We start from the raw sequence: 20,640 nt of genomic DNA on the forward strand, positions 1-20,640 counted from the left end.
TCGAAAAAACATCCCTGCGAAAAATGCAGAGATGTCAGATTTGTCATTAATACGTCATTAATGCACGGATATTATAACCGTCTAATTTTTTACGGCCGTCTAAGTAGGATAGTTCAATTAGAAAAGCACAGCCCGCAACGACCCCGCCTAGTTTTTCAACAAGCTTGACAGTCGCTTCAACGGTACCGCCTGTAGCGAGAAGGTCATCTACGATAAGTACGCGCTGTCCAGGTTTTATCGCATCTTTATGAATCGTTAACTGATCGACACCGTATTCCAAATCATAATCGACCGCAATCGTTTCACGAGGCAATTTACCTGGCTTACGAACTGGAGCAAAACCGATTTCTAAGGCATAAGCAACCGGACACCCGATGATGAAACCGCGTGCTTCAGGTCCAACGATGATATCGGCGTCCATCTCTTTTGCGTACTCAACGATTTTGTCAGTCGCATACTTATACGCTTCGCCATTGTCCATAATTGTTGTAATATCTTTAAAGCTAATTCCTTTTTTAGGATAATCAGGAACTACGGTAACAAACTGTTTCAAGTCCATACTATTTCCTCCTCGACGGCGTTATCCTGTTGAACCTTTTGAAACCATTGTTTCAGGTCTTGGTAAGGTGCATACAGCAGCCGTTCTTCCATTTCAATCTGTCGTTTGCGTTCTTGATAAGCAGGGGCTTCAGCAAGATCGCGCTTCCCTGCTGCCGGTTCAATAATTGCAACGCCATTGTCTATCTTAACAAATCCTAATTCAAAAAACACTTTCGACATGAAATAAATCGTGTCGATTTTCCAACCTTTGTGCTTGGCGAGTTGTTCTGCTTGTTTGGATAAATCGAATGTGCCCCGTTTTTTCAAGAATGCAAAGTACCATCCAAATTCTTGACGATCAGGAATTCCTTCGAAATACCGGGAATCCGGCGCATAGAAATGTGCATAGATTCTGCCTGGATTATAGTCATTCAACAATTCGGCAAGCTGCTCTTCTTGGTTTGGAATATCCAGCAAGACAATATGCTCAATCCGTTCACTTCGTGAACGTTCTTCAAATAATACGATTTCAGTCCCTTGTAGAATCGGAGTGAAATAAGTTTTTGTCTGCTGTTGAAATGCGATATAGAGCACATTGTCTTTAGGAACTGTATGAATCCATCGCAGCGGATCGCGTATGCCGCGTAAATCGAACACTTGGCGTTCATCTGAACGAATGTCCTGCAGAAGAATTTGCGGTTTTTTAAAATTGTTCCACTCGTTCACTTGCAGGTCTCCTGTTACTAAAAGCGACATGCCATGCGTCATTTCATCCGCTAAATGCCCGTCTCCGAAACTGATGGCATCGAGTTTATTTCCCCCATCCTCCAACTCCAGTTTCAAATGATTTTTAGCTGACCCGATTTTACGAATGGATCCAACTGTCACATCTTCAATCATGTACATGGGTTTTGGGAACGCCATTCCAAACGGACGTAATTGTTCCAATGATTCCAAGACGGACACTTCGATTTCATCGATTGTTAACGGCACATCGATTTCAACGGTTGCAATGAGCTGTTCGTCTGACAAAATCTGCTGGGCTTGTTCGTTCAAACGATTTCTTAAGGCATCAACATCACTTAGTGAGAGCGTCATTCCCGCTGCCATTGCATGTCCGCCGAAATGCGGAAGGATTTCTTTGTTTTTCACTAGCTCCTGATACAGGTCGAACCCATCAATACTGCGCGCGGATCCTTTTGCTGTTTCTGCAGCTGCGTCGATCGCAAGCACAATCGAAGGACGGTAAAACTTCTCAGTTAAACGGGAAGCGACAATTCCAATCACTCCTGGATTCCATCCTTCTTTAGCTAGAACAAAAACGTAAGGGATGTTTTGGCCATATTGTTCTTCAATCATCTGGAGTGCTTCTTCCGTGATCCCATTGACCAAAGCCTGGCGTTCCTTATTCAAGCGATCCAGTTCATTGGTAATCCCAGACGCGACTGCAGCGTCTTCTGCCTTCAGCAGCTCCACAGCTACATCTGCATCGCCTAAACGACCGGGTGCATTGAGACGGGGACCAACCATGAAGCCAAGCGTCTCTTCTGTGAATTGACGCTGCTCAGTGCCTCCCACTTTTGCAAGCGCTTGAATTCCTGGACGGCTCGACATGCGCAATCTCCGAATTCCTTCTTTTACGAAATATCGGTTTTCATCCAACAAAGGAACAAGGTCCGCCACTGTTCCGATCGCTGCAAACTCCAACAAATCGAGCGGTGCTTCTCCAAGTAAAGCTGTTGCTAGTTTAAATGCAACCCCTACTCCTGCCAGCTCGCCGAATGGGTAGTTTCCTTCCGGATGTCTTGGGTGAATAATCGCGTCTGCACTTGGCAGCGTGTCCCCCATCTCGTGGTGATCTGTGATAATCACATCGAGTCCGATAGATTTTGCAAAAGCTGTCTGCTCAATGCCGGAGACGCCATTATCCACGGTGATGATCAGCGTTGCACCAAGATCCGCAATTTCTTGAAATAGCTCGCAATTCGGACCGTAGCCATGTTCAAAACGGTTCGGTATAGTGAACGATACATCTGCACCAATTCGTTCCAGAGCGGTTGTCAGGACCGATACACTTGTCACGCCATCTGCATCATAGTCACCGTATACAACGATGTGCTCGTCGTTTTCTATCGCACTTTGAATTCGAGTTACCGCTTTGTCCATATCATGTAAAAGAAATGGGTCGTGTAAGACAGATGCATCAGCTTGCAGAAACGCTTGTGCATCTGCAGGTTCTTGAAAACCTCGCGACGCTAAAATTTTAGCGTGCAGCGAAGGGAGTTTCAGTTCTCGCATTAAACGATCTACGTTTTGTTGTTCAGGTCTATGTATCTTCCAATTTTTGTTTGACTTAATCAATGCATTCACTTCCTTATCGTAATTATAACGGGTAACTGCAATTTCCGAAAGGATTCGATTCCATTGAAAAACGCCTTTACTCGGATTTCGTAAAGGCGCTGCATGTCTCATTTTTTAAAATCATATTCATCTTGCATTACTTCGTGTGCAAGACCTGGAGATTTCTGAAGCATTGCAATTTCGTTTTGCTGGTTTGCAATGATGGATTCTTTCTCTGTTATCACTTTTTGAAGGTCTTTCACTTCCCTGCGTGTCCTGACTGAGCGGAACACCGCAAATAACCCGCTAGCCAATGCTCCAAGCAGAGCAGAACCTAAAATAACTAGTACGAGCGGCCAATATGCTTCTCCAAACACATAGTTCACGGGAACTTTGTCGACGTTAAAGACTGCAAATACTGCGATGATGATTGCAAATAATAATCCGAATAATAGCATCCATTGAGATTTCATAGGCGGCCTCCTTAAGATAAGTAAACATGAATTTTTGTGAAAAATAAAAACAGGTATACCTGAGTATACCTGTTAGTTGAATCATTGAAACACATTATACGACCGGCTCGTCTGAACCCCATTGTTTCTTTTCTTTTACTGTATTCAATTTACCATGCTTCTTAATTTCACGCTTTTTCAAATCGAACCAGATTTGAGCGGAAATGTAGATGGATGAATACGTTCCGGCAATAAGACCGATCAACAAGGCAATCGAGAATGGTCGGATTGCTTCAGCACCGAGGGCGATTAGCGCAACGACGACGATGAGTACGGTAAGAACCGTATTCACGGAGCGGCCGAGCGTTTGACGAAGTGATTTGTTGATAATATTCGCTAAATCATTCTCATTGTCCAAGTGACCGATTTTATGAAGGTTTTCACGAATCCGGTCAAAGGTGACAATCGTATCGTTAATGGAATAACCGACGATGGTCAGAACTGCGGCGATGAACGTGATATCAACTTCCAATCGCAAAATACTGAAGATCGCGATCATGAAGAATGCATCGTGCAGCAGTCCGAGAATAGCCGCTACACCCATCCGCCATTCAAAGCGCAATGCGACGTAGATGATAATGCCGATTGCAGCGTATAGCAATGCAAACAGGGCATTTTTAGCTAATTCTTTTCCGACTGTCGATGATACTGTCGAGATATTTGGTTCAGCCCCATATTTGTCAGCAACTTGTGCTTTCAATTCTTTAACTTCTTCTTGGCTGAACTCCTCTTTAAATCGTGCGACACCGATATTGCTTTTATCCCCAGAAATGACGATGTCTTCTGTAGGATGTCCGATGTCATCCAAGTACGTGCTGACTTCTTCTTTAGTTAACGCGCTGTCGGATAGAATTTCAGCACGTGTACCGCTTGAGAAGTCAATGCCTAAGTTCAGCTTGAAGATTCCTAGAACGATTGCACCTGCAACGATCAGCGCGATGGATATTGCATAGAAACGTTTGCGGCTGCGCACAAAGTCGAATCTATCGAACTTCGTTGTAAGTTCAAGTGTATCGACGTTTTCTGAAGCAGGATGAACCCGTTTCGGTGAAACTCCGAACCAGCCTGTTTTCCCATCGAAGTATCCACTTTTCACAAGTAGTCCGAGAAGTAAACGCGCTCCCCATACGGCAGTGATAAAGCTGACAGCGATACTGATGATGAGCATCGTTGCGAAACCTTTAACCGAGCTTGTACCAAAGATGAACAAGACTACTGCAGCTAGTAAAGTCGTAACGTTCGCATCCAAAATTGCTGTAAATGATTCTTTTGCACCTTTAGCATATGCAGTTTTGATAGAACTGCCGACACGCAGCTCTTCTTTAATACGCTCATACGTCAGGATATTGGCATCGACGGCCATACCGACCCCGAGCAGCAAGGCTGCAATGCCTGGCAGTGTGAGAACACCATTTATAAGTGTGAAGACTACCATGATCAAGAAAATGTAAACTGAAAGTGTGATGACAGCAACAATTCCTGGTACACGATAGTAAATTAACATGAATAAGAAAATCAGTGATACACCGATAATTCCGGCAGTAATGGTTTTGTCTAACGCCTGCTCACCGAATTGCGCGCCTACCGATGTGGAGTACATCTCTTCAAGGTGTACTGGAAGTGCTCCAGCATTCAAGATACCTGCAAGGTTTTTTGTTTCCTCAACTGTGAAACTACCTGAAATCTCCACGTCAGATGAGTTTATGGTTTGTCTGACGGATGGAGCTGAAATAAATGCCGGATCAGGCTTTTTCATCTCTTCTTTATATGAATCTTTGCCTTCCTCAAAGTCGAGCCAAATGACCATAACGTTTTCTGGCGGAGCTTTAGCCGAGATCTCAGAGGTAACTTGTGCGAACTTAGAAGGATCTTTCATTTCAAGAGTAACAACGGGATTTCCGCTTTCGCCGAAGTTAGCTTTTGCCTTCCCCGGTTTCAGATCATCTCCATCAAGCAATAATTTGTCGTCCGCATCACGAAAAGTTAGATTCGCTTGAGTAGATAGTAATTCACGTGCTTTTGCTTGGTCGTCTACACCAGCTAATTGAACACGAATCCGATTGTTGGACTCGATTTGGATACTTGGTTCACTAACACCGAGTACGTCAATACGATTTCTTAGTGCTTTTGCAGTATCTGCGACAACAGATTCCGTGATTTCTTCGTTATTCGAACCTGATTTCAATTGTTGTACTTCATACAAGACTTCAAATCCACCTTGTAAGTCTAGTCCTAATTTAACATTGTTTAAAATTGGGTTCGCTGTACTGCCGATCGTTGCTGCAAAAATTACAATCAACAACAAAAAGGCGACCAGGCGTCCTCTTTTCTTCATGATCCTTTTTCCCCCTCTATACGTGAAGCGGTGTAACTATGATATGTACGTAAGAAACATCAACACAACAATTATGAGACAGTGAGCGCGTCGTGTCAAATAGTAATCACGTCCAGATCCGATCTTATGAACTTTTTTTAGGGGAGAGTAATAATTGCAGTTCATCGCTATTTAAGTCTGAAAACCAATCCGATCCCCGTTGTTCTTCAATCTGTGTATACGTCATGTATTCTGCCGGTGTCAGTTCCATAACATCATTCATAATTTCATACGTTCTCATTTCAGTGATGTTGCGTTTTCTCCATTTTTTTTGAACGCAGTATTTCCAAATATCAGCTTCCGTCACAGTCGAATACCCATAAAAGTGAAATTCGTTCATTTTACTTTCGATTGCTGGGCGGACATGGTCAAACAATTGTTGGTATTTGTTATCCACTCACGATCATCCCTTCTTCGATAGGCAGTTGTAAATGTACATGTTTCCGCATACAAGTAGTGTATATGAATTGTCTGGACTTGAGAAGGAGTTGTTTTCATTGTCTTCATTTATTCGCGGGACGTTGGTCTTAATGATTGCGGTTTTTATGACTAAATTGCTTGGGTTTGTCTACAGAATTCAATTTATGCGTGTCGCAGGCGAAGAAGCTGTCGGGATATATATGACTGCGTTTCCTGCTTTCATCTTTTTCTTATCACTCGTCCAGCTGGGCGTTCCAATTGCTATAGCAAAAGTGATTGCAGAACTAAAAGCTAAAGGTGAAACCACACGTTTTTCACAAGTCATGCGCACTTCTACAATGATTACAATTTGTACGGCGCTTGTATTCATCCCGCTTTCCATTCTTTTCATCCCCTATTTGTCTGAATCCTTACTTGGGAATGCAGCATCAGCGACTGCACTGTACGTCGGTGTCGGGATTGTACCAATCGCAGCAATCGGCGGAATGATTCGCGGGTACTTTCAAGGAATTGCCCGTTTGGAAGAAACCGCTTGGTCTCAAATCATTGAGCAGTTTGTCCGTATTTTACTTATTACATGGATGCTTCCCTACTTCCTAGTGGACGGCAATGCAGCGCTTAACGCCGCCATTGCGATGATTATTACGTTACTCGCTGAAGTTGCATCGGTGTTCTATTTGTGGATGAAATATCGGAAACACAAAAAAACCAGCCGAGTTTCTAAAAACAAGGATGGTCATTATCCGCTTGGGCCATTATTATCTGTTGCACTTCCGTCATCAGGAAGCCGTCTATTCGGTACATTCACATGGTTTCTAGAGCCGATCATCTTTTTACGTGCGCTGGCAGTATCGGGCATTACCGCAGCAGCTGCAACGTCCTTGTACGGGATTATTTCCGGGGTTTTAATCCCCTTGCTTTTGTTCCCTTCCTTCATATCATATGCACTATCCGTTGTCCTAGTTCCGGCAGTCAGCGGGGCATCTGCAGCGGGTAACATCAGTAAGCTTCAAGAACGGATTCACTTATCTCTCCGTTTGTCTGCGCTAACCGGTGCATTTGCTGCAGCTGTATTTTTCATTCACGGAGAAGAAATGGCGAAAGCTTTGTTTCACATAAAAGAAGGCGCTTCTTACATGGTCATACTCGCACCAATTTTCTTCTTCTATTACATTCAAAGCCCTTTGTTTTCAATTCTTCAAGCGACGAATGAAGCGAAAGCAGCGATGATGAACTCAGTCTATGGAGGAATCGCAAAATTAGTTGTCATGTTTGCACTGGCTTCTCAACCTGGACTGCAAGAAACAGGAGCGATTTTAGCCATTGGTTTTGGTGTGCTGATTACTTCCTTTCTTCATGTTGCAACGTTACGGAAAAACAAAAAAACGAACACCGGATTTACGATGTTCGCGCTTCCCTATGCTTCGTTCATCATGACAGCCATAATGCGTCCGCTCTTTTTCCCTACTGGCAATTACGGTCTTTGGCTAGATTGTGGAATCACAGTTCTGTTTCTTACAGTCGTATTGTTTTTCACAGGACAATTACAGCGCGGTGACCTCCGTCACTTGAAAAAGATATTTGCACGTTATAAATAAGCTTGTTTCAGCTGCACCTTAAGTTCGTCTTTTTCATATGAACAATAGAAAACTTGTTTCGGATCTTCAATGCCTTTTTTCTTAAGTTCGGTCAACAGCCACTCCTCTGTTTTGTCTTGCAGGGATAGATGTCCGACATCGATATCACCATCAGAAATAAAAGGGAGGACCGGGGGGGTATCGCCATATTGAAAAACAGCCAAGTTACCGGACGTTTCTAAATAGGCATACGAGACATCGTAAACAGAACCCACTTGCTTTTCTCTCAACTGTTGGAATAGGTCGTCCAAGTTATAACGCTGTTTCCGCATTTCTTCCTCTAATATGATTCCGTCTTTTATAATCACAGTGGGATCTCCATCAACAACGTCACGAAACTTTTTGCTCTTCAATGAAATTAATGATGAAATGTATTGAATAACTAACAAAACGAGCATCGGCAAGATCGAATGCAAAAGTTTTGCATCAGGAGAGTCTAGAGCGAGCGCAGCAACTTCAGCAATGATTACAAAAACGACAACATCAATGACACTTAATTCTCCAACTTCTCTTTTTCCCATTAGCCGAAGGATGAGCACAATAAGTGCGTATAAAAAAACGGTGCGGAATGAAATTATGAGTAAATCATTCAAAAGGACACCCTCCTTTTCGTTCACAGCTTGCCCAATAAGCCGCGGGAATAAACGAAAAAAGAGCATATAAATAGACCTGCCAAGTCTTTCGGCAGGTCTTGTTTCATTTCACTATTATATAGCGGTTGTGCCCTCTGTCACACGACCGACAGCTTGACGATCAAATTGAAGTACAGCGCCATCTGCAGTCTTCAAAAATACTGAAGCTTCATCGACAGCGTCAATCGTTCCGTGCAATCCGCCGATTGTCACGACACGATCTCCACGCTTTAGGCTTGTCTGCATTTCTTTAGTCGCTTTTTGGCGTTTTTGTGCTGGTCGGATTAGCAAGAACCACATGATTGCGATCATCGCTATGAACGGCAGCAAGTTTACTAATGTTCCACTCATCTAAATTCCCCCCCTACTTTGACTAGTATACAAGAATTAAAAGTTTTTTGCATTCGGTTTGTTGAAACCATATTGTTCGAAGAACTCTTCGCGGAAATCTCCAAGACGATCCTTCCGAATTGCATCTCGTACTTGCTCCATTAAATTGAGCAAAAAGTACAAGTTATGATATGACGCGAGACGCAGTCCAAAAGTTTCATTACATTTAATTAGGTGGCGGACGTATGCACGACTGTAGTTTTTACACGTATGACAATCGCAATTTTCATCGATTGGACCGAAGTCCTTTTCATACTTCGCATTTTTAATGACGACCCGTCCATTGCTTGTCATCAACGTACCATTACGCGCAATTCGAGTTGGCAGCACACAGTCGAACATATCGATCCCGCGGATTGCACCATCAATCAATGAATCAGGTGAACCAACCCCCATCAAGTAGCGCGGTTTGTCCGAAGGGAGCAATGGCGTTGTAAATTCAAGAACACGATTCATAATATCTTTCGGCTCTCCAACAGAAAGTCCGCCAATTGCATATCCAGGGAAGTCGAGAGACGTCAGATCTTTTGCACTCTGTTTACGCAGCTCTTCAAATTCCCCGCCTTGGATGATTCCGAACAATCCTTGGTCATTTGGACGCTGGTGTGCACCCAAGCAACGTTCTGCCCAACGGGACGTCCGCTCGACACTTGCTTTCATGTAGTCATATGTCGCTGGGAACGGAGGGCATTCATCAAACGCCATCATAATGTCTGAACCGAGAGCATTTTGGATATCCATCGCTTTTTCAGGACTCAAAAATAGCTTACTTCCATTTAAATGGTGTCTGAAGTGAACACCTTCTTCTTCAATTTTACGCATGTCACTCAACGAAAACACTTGGAAGCCGCCGGAATCTGTTAAAATCGGCCGGTCCCAGTTCATGAATTTGTGCAACCCGCCAGCTTCACGAATGATTTCATGACCTGGACGGAGCCATAAATGATATGTGTTACTTAAAATAATTCCAGATCCAATTTCTTTTAACTCTTCAGGTGACATCGTTTTCACTGTCGCCATTGTTCCGACAGGCATGAAGGTCGGCGTTTCAAAAGAACCGTGCGGTGTATGGACGATTCCCAGACGCGCACCTGTTTGCTTACATGTTTTAATATGTTCGTACGTAACTGCTGGCATGATCAGTTCTCCTTCTTTCTTGACGGCCGCATGAACATCGCATCTCCGAAACTGAAGAAACGGTATTCTTCCGCGATCGCTTGGTGATAAGCATTGAGTATAAATTCACGGGTGGATAGCGCAGAAACAAGCATGACCAATGTCGATTTCGGCAAGTGGAAATTCGTGATCAGCCCATCTACAGTTTTAAATTCGTAACCCGGATAAATGAAAATTGATGTCCAGCCAGATCCTGCGACAATTTCTCCGTCGTTTTCACTGCCGATTGTTTCCAATGTACGTGTTGAAGTGGTTCCGACGGCAATCACTCGTCCACCCGCTTGTTTCGTACGATTGATAGCAGCGGCAGTCTCTTCCGTAACTTGATAGTATTCTGAGTGCATTTCATGATCTTCAATCGTGTCGACACTTACTGGACGGAATGTCCCAAGTCCAACGTGCAGCGTGATGAATTCTACGCCAACACCTTTAGCACGGAGTTCATCCAAAATTTCTTCAGTAAAGTGGAGCCCCGCAGTTGGTGCTGCAGCTGAACCCCGCTCTTTCGCAAACACCGTTTGATAACGTGATTGGTCGTCGAGCGTCTCCGTAATATAGGGAGGAAGCGGCATTTTACCGAGTGCATCGAGGAGTTCGTAAAAAATTCCTTCATACGTGAATTTAAACGTTCTGCCCCCTTGGTCCGCCACACCAATACATTGTGCTGTCAAACGGCCATCTCCGAATGAAATCACTGTTCCTTGCTTCACTCGTTTTGCAGGCTTAACAAGCGTTTCCCATTCGTTGTCGCCAGTTTCTTTCAGCAGCAGCACTTCAATCGAAGCGCCAGTTTCTTCTTTTACTCCTATCAAACGGGCTGGCAATACTTTTGTATCGTTCAATACAAGCATGTCACCTTCATGTAATTCGTCCACAATCGAACGGAATTGTTTGTGCTCCACTGCTCCTGTTTCACTATCTAAGACAAGCATCCGGCTTGCAGTTCGATCGGCAAGCGGTGTTTGTGCAATTAACCGCTGTGGTAAGTCAAAGTCGAAATCATGTACTTCCATTCCATCTAATCTCCTTAATGTCGTAAAGTTAGCGCTGTTCCGGCATTGGATAGCCGAAGTGTTCATACGCCAAATGCGTTGCTATTCTTCCGCGGGGTGTCCGCTGGAGAAAACCAATTTGCAAAAGGTACGGTTCGTAAACATCTTCCAACGTGACTGATTCTTCCCCGATGCTTGCAGCAAGCGTTTCTAATCCAACTGGGCCGCCGCGGAAACGTTCAATCATTCCGGTTAATAATTTATGGTCGATATGATCGAGTCCATGTGAATCCACTTGTAACATTTCAAGTGCTTCTTTTGCGATGTCGAGAGAAATTGTACCATTGCCCCGGACTTGCGCATAGTCCCGCACCCTGCGAAGCAATCGATTCGCAATTCGCGGAGTCCCCCGGGATCTGCGCGCAATTTCCACTGCAGCTTGATCGTCAATTTTCACATCAAATAATCCAGAACTCCGGATGACAATTTCCCTAAGCGGTTCAATCTCGTAATACTCAAGTCGCAGCGGAACTCCAAAACGATCGCGCAATGGAGCGGAAAGTGAACCTGCGCGTGTCGTTGCTCCTATTAACGTAAATGGCGGTAAATCCAGTCGAATGGACTTGGCAGACGGTCCTTTTCCGACAACGATGTCGAGACAGAAGTCTTCCATCGCAGGATACAACACTTCTTCAATGGAGCGATTGAGCCGATGGATTTCATCGATGAATAATACATCCCCAGGTTCCAATGAAGAAACAACCGCCGCCAGATCGCCAGGACGTTCAATCGCGGGGCCGCTGGTCATCCGTAAGTTTACGCCCATTTCATTGGCAATGACAGCAGCAAGTGTCGTCTTACCAAGTCCAGGCGGTCCATACAACAGCACATGGTCTAAGCTTTCACTCCGTCCTCGTGCCGCTTCTATAAAGATCGATAAATTATCCTTCACTTTATCTTGTCCAATATACTGAGCCAACAATTGCGGACGCAAAGATTGCTCGAATCCTTCATCGAAATCCGAAATTTCACTAGAAAGTACGCGTGAGTCCATTGTTCTCCCTCCCTTTTAGTCAACTCCATATCTAGCTGCTTATTGTTGTTTCAATAATAATTGAAGAGCGCGTTTCATGAACCCTTCTGTCGACAAATCTTCTGTTTCCAGCACTTTCTTCACTTTTGCAATTTCCCTTGCTGAATAGCCAAGTGCTTCTAGTGCAAGCATCGCTTCGTCCAGTGCTCCATTTTCAGTAAGCGCGAACAGCGAATCCCCTTCTTCAGGCATGTCCACTTCTGTAAACAGGTCCGACAACTTCCCTTTGAGATCTAAAATCATTTGACGCGCTGTCTTCTTCCCAACACCCGGGAATTGAACGAGGAACGTCTCATCTTCTTGCTCAATCGCACGAATTACTTGTGCAGGAATCCCACTCGCTAAAATCGCAAGTGCTCCTTTAGGTCCGATCCCAGATACGGTAATCAGTTTGCGGAACAGCTCCCGCTGCTCAAGCGACAAAAAACCCATCAGCAATTGCGCATCCTCGCGAACATGATGGTGGATGAACACTTGCTGCTCGGCTTCAGTCACATGAAACGCATATGGATTCGGTGTCAAAACCTGGTAACCGATGCCGCCCGTCTCAATCGTTATATATTCTGGTGTTACTCGAGTAATGAACCCTTTTATGTAATCATACAATGCCGCTTACCCCCTAGAATCTTATCTTTAAGTATACCACACCGACGCCGGATACACTGCAGTCAATTCATCAGAAAAAGAACTGCCAGTCGTATAATTACGGCTTTCGGCAGTCCTTATGGATAGGTAGGGTCATCTTCTAGTAAAGTATTCGAAAAATAACAGAGCTCATCCCAAGACTGAAGTGCCCGTTCGGTAAATGAATTCAGGTGGTTGGCCATAGAGTGCTGCTGCGCTAAAGGTAAAGTCGCTAAATAGGACCACTCCCGTAACAACTCATTCGGATATTGCATCATCGCAATCGCTTGTGGTCCAAGTACCTGCAACCGCGGTTCTTCTGAAAACAATCCCGCTGCATTGTATCCGACATTCGGAAGCACTCTATGAAGCCACAAACCAATTTCAATATCCGGATTGCCGACACACGCTAAGTCAAAATCGATTAAAAAGACAGTACCTTCTTCAGTTTTCAACAAGTTATGGTGGACAACATCCCCATGTAAAATTGTATGAGGAACTTCTCTTGCGCTGGCAGTTTGTAATCGGTTTAAAGCCTGCTCACTGTACCATTCAATGAGCTGAATTGCATCCTTCTGTAAATAGTTCTCGATAATTGGAAGATTGTTTTGGAACCTTTCAAGTCGCATTTCCCATTTATCGAGCAGCGGATATCGACGCAGAAACGTCACATCTTCCCATTTTACAACTGTTTGAGTTGCGTGGAGAGCTTCTAATGCAACGATTGAAGCTCTCCGGTCTGCCTGTTTCGAAAAATCTACAGATTGAGCATTCTCAAGCCATGGCTGAACAACAATAAGATCATTCCCTTTTTTCGTCACTGGAACTGTAAAGGGATAGCTCGCCATTTCCAATCGTTCATGGACTTCCCTGATTTTCCTAGCTTCGAACGGATCTGTATAGCGTTTTACTGAAAACTTTTCGCCGTCTTCTTCCAACATCCATACATTCGGTTTTATGCGGGAAAATTTCTTTCTAGTTTCCACCACGCATCAGTACGAACCCATTTGATTCGGATCATACGGACCATATGGAGTTGGATTCATTGGCGGTCTGCCGCCACCGTAATGAGGATGGACACCCATCATCGGCATTCCATAATACGGCATCGGATGCATGTTAGATCCGCAAGATGTACACAAATGCATGTATTGAGGGTGTTGCTGTGCTTGAATGCCTTGCATCGGCATTTGCTGCGGACTCCACTGCTGCGGCATCTGCTGAGGGATGTATCCTTGTTCAGGCGGGCAATATGCCGGTGGACTCAAGTCAAAATGAGACGATTCCATTTTAGGCATTGGCTTCTCAGGAGATTCCCACTGCTGCACGCTGTCGCAATGATTGGGTGATACTCCTGGTCCTTGGCCAGGCATAATCGGTAATTCGTCCTCACACTTCTCAGGTGACTCCATTGGCATCTGCCACTGCGGAGGCTGCATAGGCTCTTGCGGCATCATCGGCGGCATTTGCGGCTGCATCGGGGGCTGCATCGGTGGATAGTGATGATGCATGTGGTGCATATGCGGGTGACAGTCTGCATCATAAATCGGCATCCATCCGCACGGAACCCCGATGAACATCGGCTGCATTATCGGCGGCTGCTGAACTGGCGGTGCAGGTGCAGCAGGTGGAACTTCGCACATTGGCGACTCAGGTTTCGGCATTGGCTTCATTTCTGGTTTTAGCTCCGGCTTCGGCTGCGGTTTCATCTCAGGCTTCGGTTGCGGCTTGGGCGGTGCAGGCTGAGGCTTTACTTCCGGTTTCGGCATTGGTGCAGGCGGAATCGGCTTCACTTCCGGTTTAGGCGGAGCCGGTTTATGTTGCGGCGGTGCAGGTGCCGGCGGTTTTACAGGTTTCTCATGATGCTGCGGGTGCTTCTCATGGGGCTGAGGATTTTTTTCATGATGTTGCGGGTGCTTCTCATGGGGCTGAGGATTTTTTTCATGATGTTGCGGGTGCTTCTCTTTTTCCCCGTGCTTTTCAGGCTTCTTCCCGCCTTTACCACCTTCTGGCAGAAAAATCTTCATCCCCGGCACAATATAGTCCGGATTAGCTAAATGCGCGTTCACCTTTTTCAATTCTTCAAAAGAAATACCATATTGACGCGCTATTTTCCAAAGCGTGTCACCTTTTACAACGATATGGACATTCACTCTATAAAGTCTCCCTTCCAATCGATTCATCCTATGAACGAGCGCCCGGACATGTGAAGAAAAAATCTCTCGGGGCGCCTTCTCATTCATATATACGATTGAAGAGCGGGAAATAGTACACATTCAAAAAATCTCCGCCGGTTACTTGTCGGCAGAGATTCGTTGGTCGTACGTATAATAAGAACCGAATGATGTGACTTCACAAAGAAGGGCATCCAGCTCTTCTAGTGCGCCTTTCATCATCGGATGAGCTTCTGTTTCAGCAACGTCAATGATGAAAAAGTAATTTCCAAGTCCAGTTTTCAAGGGACGGGACTCGATTTTACTTAAGTTCAGTTTACGCCATGAGAAGACTGACAAAATTTGATGAAGCGTCCCCGGCTGATCGTCTTCAGGCAGTTTCACCATAAGTGTCGTTTTCGGAATCCCGCTATTTTCGTACGTTAACGTTTCTTTCCGAAGAGACAGCACAACAAACCGAGTATGGTTAAAGTGGAAGTCATGGATGGACTCTTCCGCGATATGGAGTCCGTATGTATCTGCAGCTAACTTGTTACCGATTGCGGCAATATTCAGGTTTGGATTCTCCGACACATACTTAGCTGCAGCTGCAGTAGAAGTCGTTTGGATGAGCGGAACTCTTCTGAAATGGTACTGCAAATACTTATGACATTGTGCGAGTGCATGAGGATGGGAATGAATTGACTCAAGAGACTCAATCGCATTTGCCTGTTGCTGATGAACCATTAAATGTTGTTGAATCGGTGTCGACAATTCAGCGTTGATGAACAAATCGCTGCCATGGAACAAATAGTCAATCGTAAGCGGTACGGAGCCTTCCAACGCGTTTTCAAGAGGAACAACAGCATAGGCAACGCGACCTTCCGTAACAGCTTCAATACAATCTGGAATAGATGCAAAAGGAACAAGAGCACCCGTTCCGAAAAAGTCTTGTGCAGCAATATGGGTAAACGAGGCTTCTGGTCCTAAATAGGCGACCGTTGGTTTTAAAGATTCTTGTTTCATCATGCGTTCTCCTCTCACAATGCGCCTGAACTGACTAAGTGAACCGAATCGACAAAGCTGGGTCCATTCAATTTATGAATGAACGCTTCCATCGAAAGTTCCATCTCAGTGACATCCAGTGACAGCGTAATATTCGCGCGCCCTTGTACGGGTATCGTTTGGTGAATAGTCAGGACATTGCAATGCGACGAAGAAATAATCTCCATCAGCACGGCAAGAGATCCTTTAAGATCTTCAAGTTGAATGAATACCGTCAGTACCCGCTCTCGCGCAATCGCTTCAAACGGGTAAACGGCGTCTTTGTATTTATAAAATGCACTTCTTGATAAGCCGACTTGTGTTGTTGCTTCCTGTATAGTGGACGCTTCCCCCGATACAAGAAGACGTTTCGCTTCCAGCATCTTTTGCATCGACTCTGTTAAGACATCTTCGCGAACTAAGTAGAATTGGTCTTCGCCGAACTGTTTCATCGTCAATCCCCCTGCACGTGCCTTGCGGCGATCCATTAATCGATAAATTCAAATTCGAAGTCAAGCAGACGAACAATATCGCCATTTTCAGCACCGCGTGCGCGAAGTGCATCGTCTACACCCATACCGCGCATTTGACGGCCGAATTTACGTACAGATTGGTCGAAGTTGAAATCGGTCATTTTGAACAAACGCTCGATTGAATAGCCAGACAATACATACGCACCGTCGTCATCACGTGTAACTTTGAAGTCTGCTGTTTCTGGCTCGTATTTGTAAAGTACAGAGTGCTCTTCTTCCGTTTCTTCCATCTCATGAAGAGGGAACTCCGGAGTGACTTCGAGTAAATCAACGATCGCATACATTAATTGTTCCAGGCCTGTACGAGTAAGGGCAGAAATCGGGAATATTTTATGTTCCGTTTCTCCTAACTTCTCCGTGAAGGCCTTCAAATTCTCTTCAGCCTCAGGCATGTCCATTTTGTTTGCAACAATAATTTGCGGACGTTCCATTAAACGCAAGTTATATTGCTCAAGTTCTGCGTTTATTGTTTCAAAATCTTCAAATGGATCCCGTCCTTCAAGACCCGACATATCGATAACATGGACAATGACGCGTGTCCGCTCGATATGACGTAAAAACTGATGTCCAAGGCCTACACCTTCGTGAGCTCCTTCAATAAGTCCTGGCAAATCTGCCATGACAAACGTCCGATGATCATCCGTTTCCACTAATCCTAAGTTTGGCACCAATGTCGTGAAGTGATAATCTGCAATTTTCGGTTTTGCGGCTGAAAGTACAGAAAGCAAAGTAGATTTACCTACACTCGGGAATCCAACAAGCCCTACATCGGCAAGCACTTTCAATTCAAGCATAATTTCACGCTCTACTCCCGGTTCTCCTTTTTCAGAAAGCTCAGGAGCTGTATTCTGAGGCGTTACAAAACGGCTGTTTCCACGTCCTCCGCGTCCTCCGCGAGCAATGACTGCCGTTTGACCATCTTCCACTAAATCCGCAATGATTTCTTTCGTTTCAACATCTGTTACGACTGTGCCAGGCGGCACTTTGACAATCATACTCGTACCGCGCGCACCATGTTGGTTTTTGTTCGCACCGTGCTCACCGCGAGGCGCTTTAAAATGGCGTTGGTAACGGAAGTCCATCAGTGTACGCAATCCTTCGTCTACCACAAACGTGACGTCTCCTCCATTACCGCCGTCCCCGCCTGAAGGACCGCCAAATGCAATATACTTTTCACGACGGAACGCAACGATACCATCGCCGCCGTTCCCGCCTTTTACATAAACTTTTACCTGATCGACAAACATGTAATTTCCTCCTATTGTCCACTGATCGTGAACGTCCAATACTCTTCGTTCTTATATAATTCTGCAGTCCAGTCGTCCTCTTCTGCTGGGCTCCATTCAATCGGCGCTGTTTGTCCGGGAAGCGTAAGCGTCACTTTCCAATCGGCCTCGGAAGCAGAGACAACGATATCTACTATATTCTCATTGAAAGGATCTGTATTGTTCTCCAATTCCAGAAACAGCTTGTTCAAAAAGGTCACAATGACTTGGTCATCGGCTTTTCGTGTTGTCGCTGAAGAACCTATATTGGTATCCAAGTGCTTTGTGTAAACAGCTTGGTTCCAGTCAAATGTGAGAATCCATGTTTCGAGAGCGGGCAAACCGAGTCCGCTAAGATGAGCCTCTTTACGCATCCGTTCAGTCGTATCCAAGATTTTAGTTCGAGCATCAGCTGCATTATCGAGGTCGATGTGCATAAGTATGAGCTGAAGTTCATTTAAAAAGTCATGCCGGGCGAATTTCACCGCATCCCGGACAGTCAACTCCGATTTTTTCATCTTTTCACCGCCTGCCATATCGTTCTTTACAGTATAGCATTATCGAGGGTTCGTTCGTCAAAAAGTTAGAACGACTTTTGAAAATAAAAAAAGACTGCACACATGGCTGCGTGCAGTCCTTTTACAATTCAATTCTTATGCTTCCTGTGTTGCAGGGACAATGCTTACTTTTTTCTTATCGCGGCCAAAACGCTCAAAGCGTACTACGCCGTCAATTTTAGCGAAAAGAGTATCGTCGCCTCCGCGGCCCACGTTTTCACCTGGGTGAACTTTCGTTCCACGCTGGCGGTAAAGAATCGAACCACCTGAAACGAATTGTCCGTCGGCACGCTTAGCGCCAAGACGTTTCGATTCGGAGTCACGACCGTTCTTTGTAGAACCTACCCCTTTTTTCGATGCGAAAAACTGAAGATCCAAACGTAACATGTGTTCCACCTCCTACTTGGTATAGGTTATTTTTATGAATTTCGAATAGTCTTGTTCAATCGTCTGCATAGAAACAATCATCGCACGCACAATTAGCTGCTGATCATGATCATCATCCGTTTCCGGAAGAACGACTTTCAAATATCCGCCTGCTTCACCTTGAGTGATTGCCGGAGTTATTCCTGTGAGTGTAATCACTGCATTTACTGCGCCAAACGACACGGCAGATGCGGCTGCACACACTAAGTCTTTCCCATGTTCTGCATAATCGGCATGTCCGCTCATCTCAAAAGAGCTGATGCGGCCAGATGGCTGTTCGTGAATGTTGAGTTGAATCATGACAGCTTACAGGTTGATGCCTTCGATAACAACCTTAGTATAAGGCTGACGATGACCCTGTTTACGGCTGTAGTTCTTTTTCGGCTTGTATTTGAAGACAGTGATCTTTTTGCCTTTGCCCTGTTTAACGATTTTCGCTGTTACAGAAGCACCTTCCACGAATGGAGCGCCAACTTTCACGTCATCTCCACCTACAAAAAGGACTTTTTCAAATGTTACTGCCTCATCAGCTTCTCCCACCAATTTCTCGATGAAGATCTCCTGACCTTGCTCAACTTTGATTTGCTTTCCACCAGTTTCAATAATTGCGTACATACTTGCACCTCCTCAAATAGTCTTAGACTCGCCTTTACAGGTGATCCTTGCGGATGCTTGTACCTGGTTCAGTGCGGTTGCAGCACGGGTGCGCTACAAATATAACATTAGAATAATACCATGAGAGGATGATTCACGTCAAGCGTTTTCTTTTTAATTGATCATATATCCTTCGGTATCTTCTATACCGAAACGCGCTAATATTTTGTAAGCATAAAAAGACGGCCAAACAAAACAAAAGTGAAGTATGAGGGAGACCTGTGATGAGCAGACTTCCAATCACGATGAGAAATCCGATTGAGAACACAAGAAATGCAGTTTGATCGAAATAGCGGCTTTCTTCCCTTTCCGCCAATGCAAGAAGCGCTTGTCCTCCGTCCAGCGGTAAGACAGGCAATAAGTTCACGAGTAGAATAAGCAGCTGAACTCGGATCACGTCTAAAGAATTCGGAAAAGAAAAACTGACAGCCACTAACAACACAAGGGCTGTCGCAACGGGTCCGCCGAGCGCTAACACCACTCTCGCTTGGCGAGAATACTCGTTGCGACCCGATATTTCAAGCTCTCCGCCGTACGGCAGAATCGTCATGGAACGTACGCGCATACCATATGCTTTCGCTGCAGCCAGATGTCCCGCTTCATGAAGCAATAAGGAAATAAATACAATGGCGTAGGCTGCGAGGCCATCCATTACAGCAAGAAGGATGAAAACCGGCAGCAAAATCGGGTGCAGCCGGAATTTCAAGGCGTCACTTCCGAAAAGAATGCCGGCAGCAGCGTCGGATCCAGCACAAGACCGTCCCGTTTCACTTTCAAGTACATCGTCCCTTCTTCCATAACTGCGAGCGTGTCCCCTTTGTCAACAGTCGTATAAGGTAATTTCCCGAAGGAACCAACGAAGCCGTACGTCACTTCATCCCCATTATCATATTGTACTGTGAGCGTTTTTCCGGATTGTCTTGTGAACCCAGTGAAAACGACCAAACCACTTCCTCGCGCAGCGATTGGCAGCGGCTCTGGATAGGACAAAATCACACCTGACTTATACGGTTGCATCGATTCATACGCAGCAAACGGATCAACGCCGACAACATCCCCGCTTACTTGAATCATTCCGGATTCTTCAGAATCGAGAATCGAAGCGACCCACTTTTTCATCACTACAAAATCTTGTCCTGTTGAAAGGTACTGAGTGACAGGTTTTTGGAGAATACCTGTTGTTTCAAGTTTTGCAACTCCTAAAATAGAAACTGTGAAGACAAGTGCAATCACCCATTTCGTCTTTCCTCTCACACGTACACCCCCTTTTTTTACAGT

At 45.0% G+C, this 20,640-nt stretch carries 23 protein-coding genes and 1 other annotated feature; of the genes, 1 reads left to right on the plus strand and 22 read right to left on the minus strand.

From position 1 onward, the window contains the following. Positions 1-46: 46 nt before the first annotated feature. The 5 genes from QT716_RS06085 to QT716_RS06105 all read right to left on the minus strand — a co-directional run bounded on the left by QT716_RS06085 (position 47) and on the right by QT716_RS06105 (position 6,163). Positions 47-559 carry an adenine phosphoribosyltransferase gene (locus QT716_RS06085; protein WP_317935156.1) on the minus strand — a complete coding sequence of 171 codons (513 nt, stop codon included), beginning with the start codon at positions 557-559 and terminating at the stop codon, positions 47-49. Continuing rightward, positions 550-2,901: a single-stranded-DNA-specific exonuclease RecJ gene (gene recJ / locus QT716_RS06090; protein WP_398292723.1), complete on the minus strand. Its 2,352-nt coding sequence runs from the start codon at positions 2,899-2,901 to the stop codon at positions 550-552. The genes QT716_RS06085 and recJ overlap by 10 nt, the downstream gene beginning before the upstream one ends. A gap of 107 nt (positions 2,902-3,008) precedes the next feature. Further along, positions 3,009-3,353 (minus strand): LapA family protein, encoded by a 345-nt coding sequence (locus tag QT716_RS06095; protein WP_317935158.1) that lies wholly within the window; start codon positions 3,351-3,353, stop codon positions 3,009-3,011. 94 nt (positions 3,354-3,447) lie between these two features. After that, entirely contained in the window at positions 3,448-5,727 is a 2,280-nt protein-coding gene (gene secDF / locus QT716_RS06100) for a protein translocase subunit SecDF (RefSeq protein ID WP_317935159.1), read from the minus strand. A 124-nt stretch (positions 5,728-5,851) separates the two neighbouring features. After that, positions 5,852-6,163, minus strand: a complete 312-nt coding sequence (locus QT716_RS06105; RefSeq protein ID WP_317935160.1) for a post-transcriptional regulator — start codon at positions 6,161-6,163, stop codon at positions 5,852-5,854. Between the two features lie 100 nt (positions 6,164-6,263). Between QT716_RS06105 and QT716_RS06110 the strand changes: the two genes are divergently transcribed. After that, complete coding sequence (locus tag QT716_RS06110; RefSeq protein WP_317935161.1) at positions 6,264-7,784, plus strand: putative polysaccharide biosynthesis protein; 1,521 nt, start codon at positions 6,264-6,266, stop codon at positions 7,782-7,784. Here the strand turns inward: QT716_RS06110 and QT716_RS06115 are convergent. From QT716_RS06115 to QT716_RS06195, 17 genes are all read right to left on the minus strand, one after another. Further along, positions 7,775-8,416 (minus strand): DUF421 domain-containing protein, encoded by a 642-nt coding sequence (locus QT716_RS06115; RefSeq protein WP_317935162.1) that lies wholly within the window; start codon positions 8,414-8,416, stop codon positions 7,775-7,777. The genes QT716_RS06110 and QT716_RS06115 overlap by 10 nt on opposite strands. A 114-nt stretch (positions 8,417-8,530) precedes the next feature. Next, entirely contained in the window at positions 8,531-8,806 is a 276-nt protein-coding gene (yajC, locus tag QT716_RS06120; RefSeq protein WP_317935163.1) for a preprotein translocase subunit YajC, read from the minus strand. Between the two features lie 36 nt (positions 8,807-8,842). Then, a complete protein-coding gene (gene tgt / locus QT716_RS06125; protein ID WP_317935164.1) occupies positions 8,843-9,982 on the minus strand; it encodes a tRNA guanosine(34) transglycosylase Tgt in 1,140 nt (379 codons plus the stop codon). Positions 9,983-9,984: 2 nt separating this feature from the next. Then, positions 9,985-11,034 (minus strand): tRNA preQ1(34) S-adenosylmethionine ribosyltransferase-isomerase QueA, encoded by a 1,050-nt coding sequence (gene queA, locus QT716_RS06130; protein ID WP_317935165.1) that lies wholly within the window; start codon positions 11,032-11,034, stop codon positions 9,985-9,987. A 28-nt stretch (positions 11,035-11,062) separates the two neighbouring features. Then, positions 11,063-12,067 (minus strand): Holliday junction branch migration DNA helicase RuvB, encoded by a 1,005-nt coding sequence (ruvB, locus tag QT716_RS06135; RefSeq protein ID WP_317935166.1) that lies wholly within the window; start codon positions 12,065-12,067, stop codon positions 11,063-11,065. A 39-nt stretch (positions 12,068-12,106) separates the two neighbouring features. Then, positions 12,107-12,712, minus strand: coding sequence for a Holliday junction branch migration protein RuvA (gene ruvA, locus QT716_RS06140; RefSeq protein WP_317935167.1), 606 nt, complete (start codon positions 12,710-12,712; stop codon positions 12,107-12,109). A gap of 116 nt (positions 12,713-12,828) precedes the next feature. Continuing rightward, on the minus strand, positions 12,829-13,716 hold the full coding sequence (locus QT716_RS06145; protein WP_317935168.1) for a phosphotransferase: 888 nt from the start codon (positions 13,714-13,716) through the stop codon (positions 12,829-12,831). A gap of 6 nt (positions 13,717-13,722) precedes the next feature. After that, complete coding sequence (gene safA / locus QT716_RS06150; RefSeq protein ID WP_317935169.1) at positions 13,723-14,883, minus strand: LysM peptidoglycan-binding domain-containing protein; 1,161 nt, start codon at positions 14,881-14,883, stop codon at positions 13,723-13,725. 141 nt (positions 14,884-15,024) lie between these two features. After that, the gene (gene pheA, locus QT716_RS06155) at positions 15,025-15,909 is read right to left on the minus strand and encodes a prephenate dehydratase (RefSeq protein WP_317935371.1); all 885 of its coding nucleotides are present in this window, start codon (positions 15,907-15,909) and stop codon (positions 15,025-15,027) included. 14 nt (positions 15,910-15,923) lie between these two features. Then, complete coding sequence (locus QT716_RS06160; protein ID WP_317935170.1) at positions 15,924-16,379, minus strand: ACT domain-containing protein; 456 nt, start codon at positions 16,377-16,379, stop codon at positions 15,924-15,926. Between the two features lie 35 nt (positions 16,380-16,414). After that, positions 16,415-17,707, minus strand: coding sequence for a GTPase ObgE (gene obgE / locus QT716_RS06165; RefSeq protein WP_317935172.1), 1,293 nt, complete (start codon positions 17,705-17,707; stop codon positions 16,415-16,417). A gap of 11 nt (positions 17,708-17,718) precedes the next feature. After that, positions 17,719-18,243, minus strand: a complete 525-nt coding sequence (locus QT716_RS06170) for a Spo0B domain-containing protein (RefSeq protein ID WP_317935173.1) — start codon at positions 18,241-18,243, stop codon at positions 17,719-17,721. Positions 18,244-18,378: 135 nt separating this feature from the next. Then, complete coding sequence (rpmA, locus tag QT716_RS06175; RefSeq protein WP_317935174.1) at positions 18,379-18,669, minus strand: 50S ribosomal protein L27; 291 nt, start codon at positions 18,667-18,669, stop codon at positions 18,379-18,381. 12 nt (positions 18,670-18,681) lie between these two features. After that, positions 18,682-19,008, minus strand: coding sequence for a ribosomal-processing cysteine protease Prp (locus tag QT716_RS06180; protein WP_317935175.1), 327 nt, complete (start codon positions 19,006-19,008; stop codon positions 18,682-18,684). Between the two features lie 6 nt (positions 19,009-19,014). Next, on the minus strand, positions 19,015-19,323 hold the full coding sequence (gene rplU / locus QT716_RS06185; protein WP_317935176.1) for a 50S ribosomal protein L21: 309 nt from the start codon (positions 19,321-19,323) through the stop codon (positions 19,015-19,017). A 14-nt stretch (positions 19,324-19,337) separates the two neighbouring features. Beyond that, positions 19,338-19,412 (minus strand) — a sequence feature (ribosomal protein L21 leader region). Between the two features lie 44 nt (positions 19,413-19,456). Then, positions 19,457-20,068, minus strand: a complete 612-nt coding sequence (locus QT716_RS06190) for a site-2 protease family protein (protein ID WP_317935177.1) — start codon at positions 20,066-20,068, stop codon at positions 19,457-19,459. Further along, entirely contained in the window at positions 20,065-20,616 is a 552-nt protein-coding gene (locus QT716_RS06195) for a hypothetical protein (RefSeq protein ID WP_317935178.1), read from the minus strand. Before QT716_RS06195 ends, QT716_RS06190 begins: the two co-directional genes overlap by 4 nt. Between the last annotated feature and the right edge of the window lie 24 nt (positions 20,617-20,640).

It is taken from the genome of Sporosarcina aquimarina (assembly GCF_033253705.1).
Classification (GTDB): domain Bacteria; phylum Bacillota; class Bacilli; order Bacillales_A; family Planococcaceae; genus Sporosarcina; species Sporosarcina aquimarina.

What these genes read in the sequence shown, in the direction of transcription:
- QT716_RS06180 (WP_317935175.1), bottom strand. Translation starts at nt 19,008, where the DNA reads ATGATTCAACTCAACATTCACGAACAGCCATCTGGCCGCATCAGCTCT.
- rplU (WP_317935176.1), bottom strand. Translation starts at nt 19,323, where the DNA reads ATGTACGCAATTATTGAAACTGGTGGAAAGCAAATCAAAGTTGAGCAA.
- ruvB (WP_317935166.1), bottom strand. Translation starts at nt 12,067, where the DNA reads ATGGACTCACGCGTACTTTCTAGTGAAATTTCGGATTTCGATGAAGGA.
- QT716_RS06170 (WP_317935173.1), bottom strand. Translation starts at nt 18,243, where the DNA reads ATGAAAAAATCGGAGTTGACTGTCCGGGATGCGGTGAAATTCGCCCGG.
- queA (WP_317935165.1), bottom strand. Translation starts at nt 11,034, where the DNA reads ATGGAAGTACATGATTTCGACTTTGACTTACCACAGCGGTTAATTGCA.
- tgt (WP_317935164.1), bottom strand. Translation starts at nt 9,982, where the DNA reads ATGCCAGCAGTTACGTACGAACATATTAAAACATGTAAGCAAACAGGT.
- QT716_RS06085 (WP_317935156.1), bottom strand. Translation starts at nt 559, where the DNA reads ATGGACTTGAAACAGTTTGTTACCGTAGTTCCTGATTATCCTAAAAAA.
- QT716_RS06095 (WP_317935158.1), bottom strand. Translation starts at nt 3,353, where the DNA reads ATGAAATCTCAATGGATGCTATTATTCGGATTATTATTTGCAATCATC.
- obgE (WP_317935172.1), bottom strand. Translation starts at nt 17,707, where the DNA reads ATGTTTGTCGATCAGGTAAAAGTTTATGTAAAAGGCGGGAACGGCGGC.
- pheA (WP_317935371.1), bottom strand. Translation starts at nt 15,909, where the DNA reads ATGAAACAAGAATCTTTAAAACCAACGGTCGCCTATTTAGGACCAGAA.
- yajC (WP_317935163.1), bottom strand. Translation starts at nt 8,806, where the DNA reads ATGAGTGGAACATTAGTAAACTTGCTGCCGTTCATAGCGATGATCGCA.
- rpmA (WP_317935174.1), bottom strand. Translation starts at nt 18,669, where the DNA reads ATGTTACGTTTGGATCTTCAGTTTTTCGCATCGAAAAAAGGGGTAGGT.
- QT716_RS06160 (WP_317935170.1), bottom strand. Translation starts at nt 16,379, where the DNA reads ATGAAACAGTTCGGCGAAGACCAATTCTACTTAGTTCGCGAAGATGTC.
- secDF (WP_317935159.1), bottom strand. Translation starts at nt 5,727, where the DNA reads ATGAAGAAAAGAGGACGCCTGGTCGCCTTTTTGTTGTTGATTGTAATT.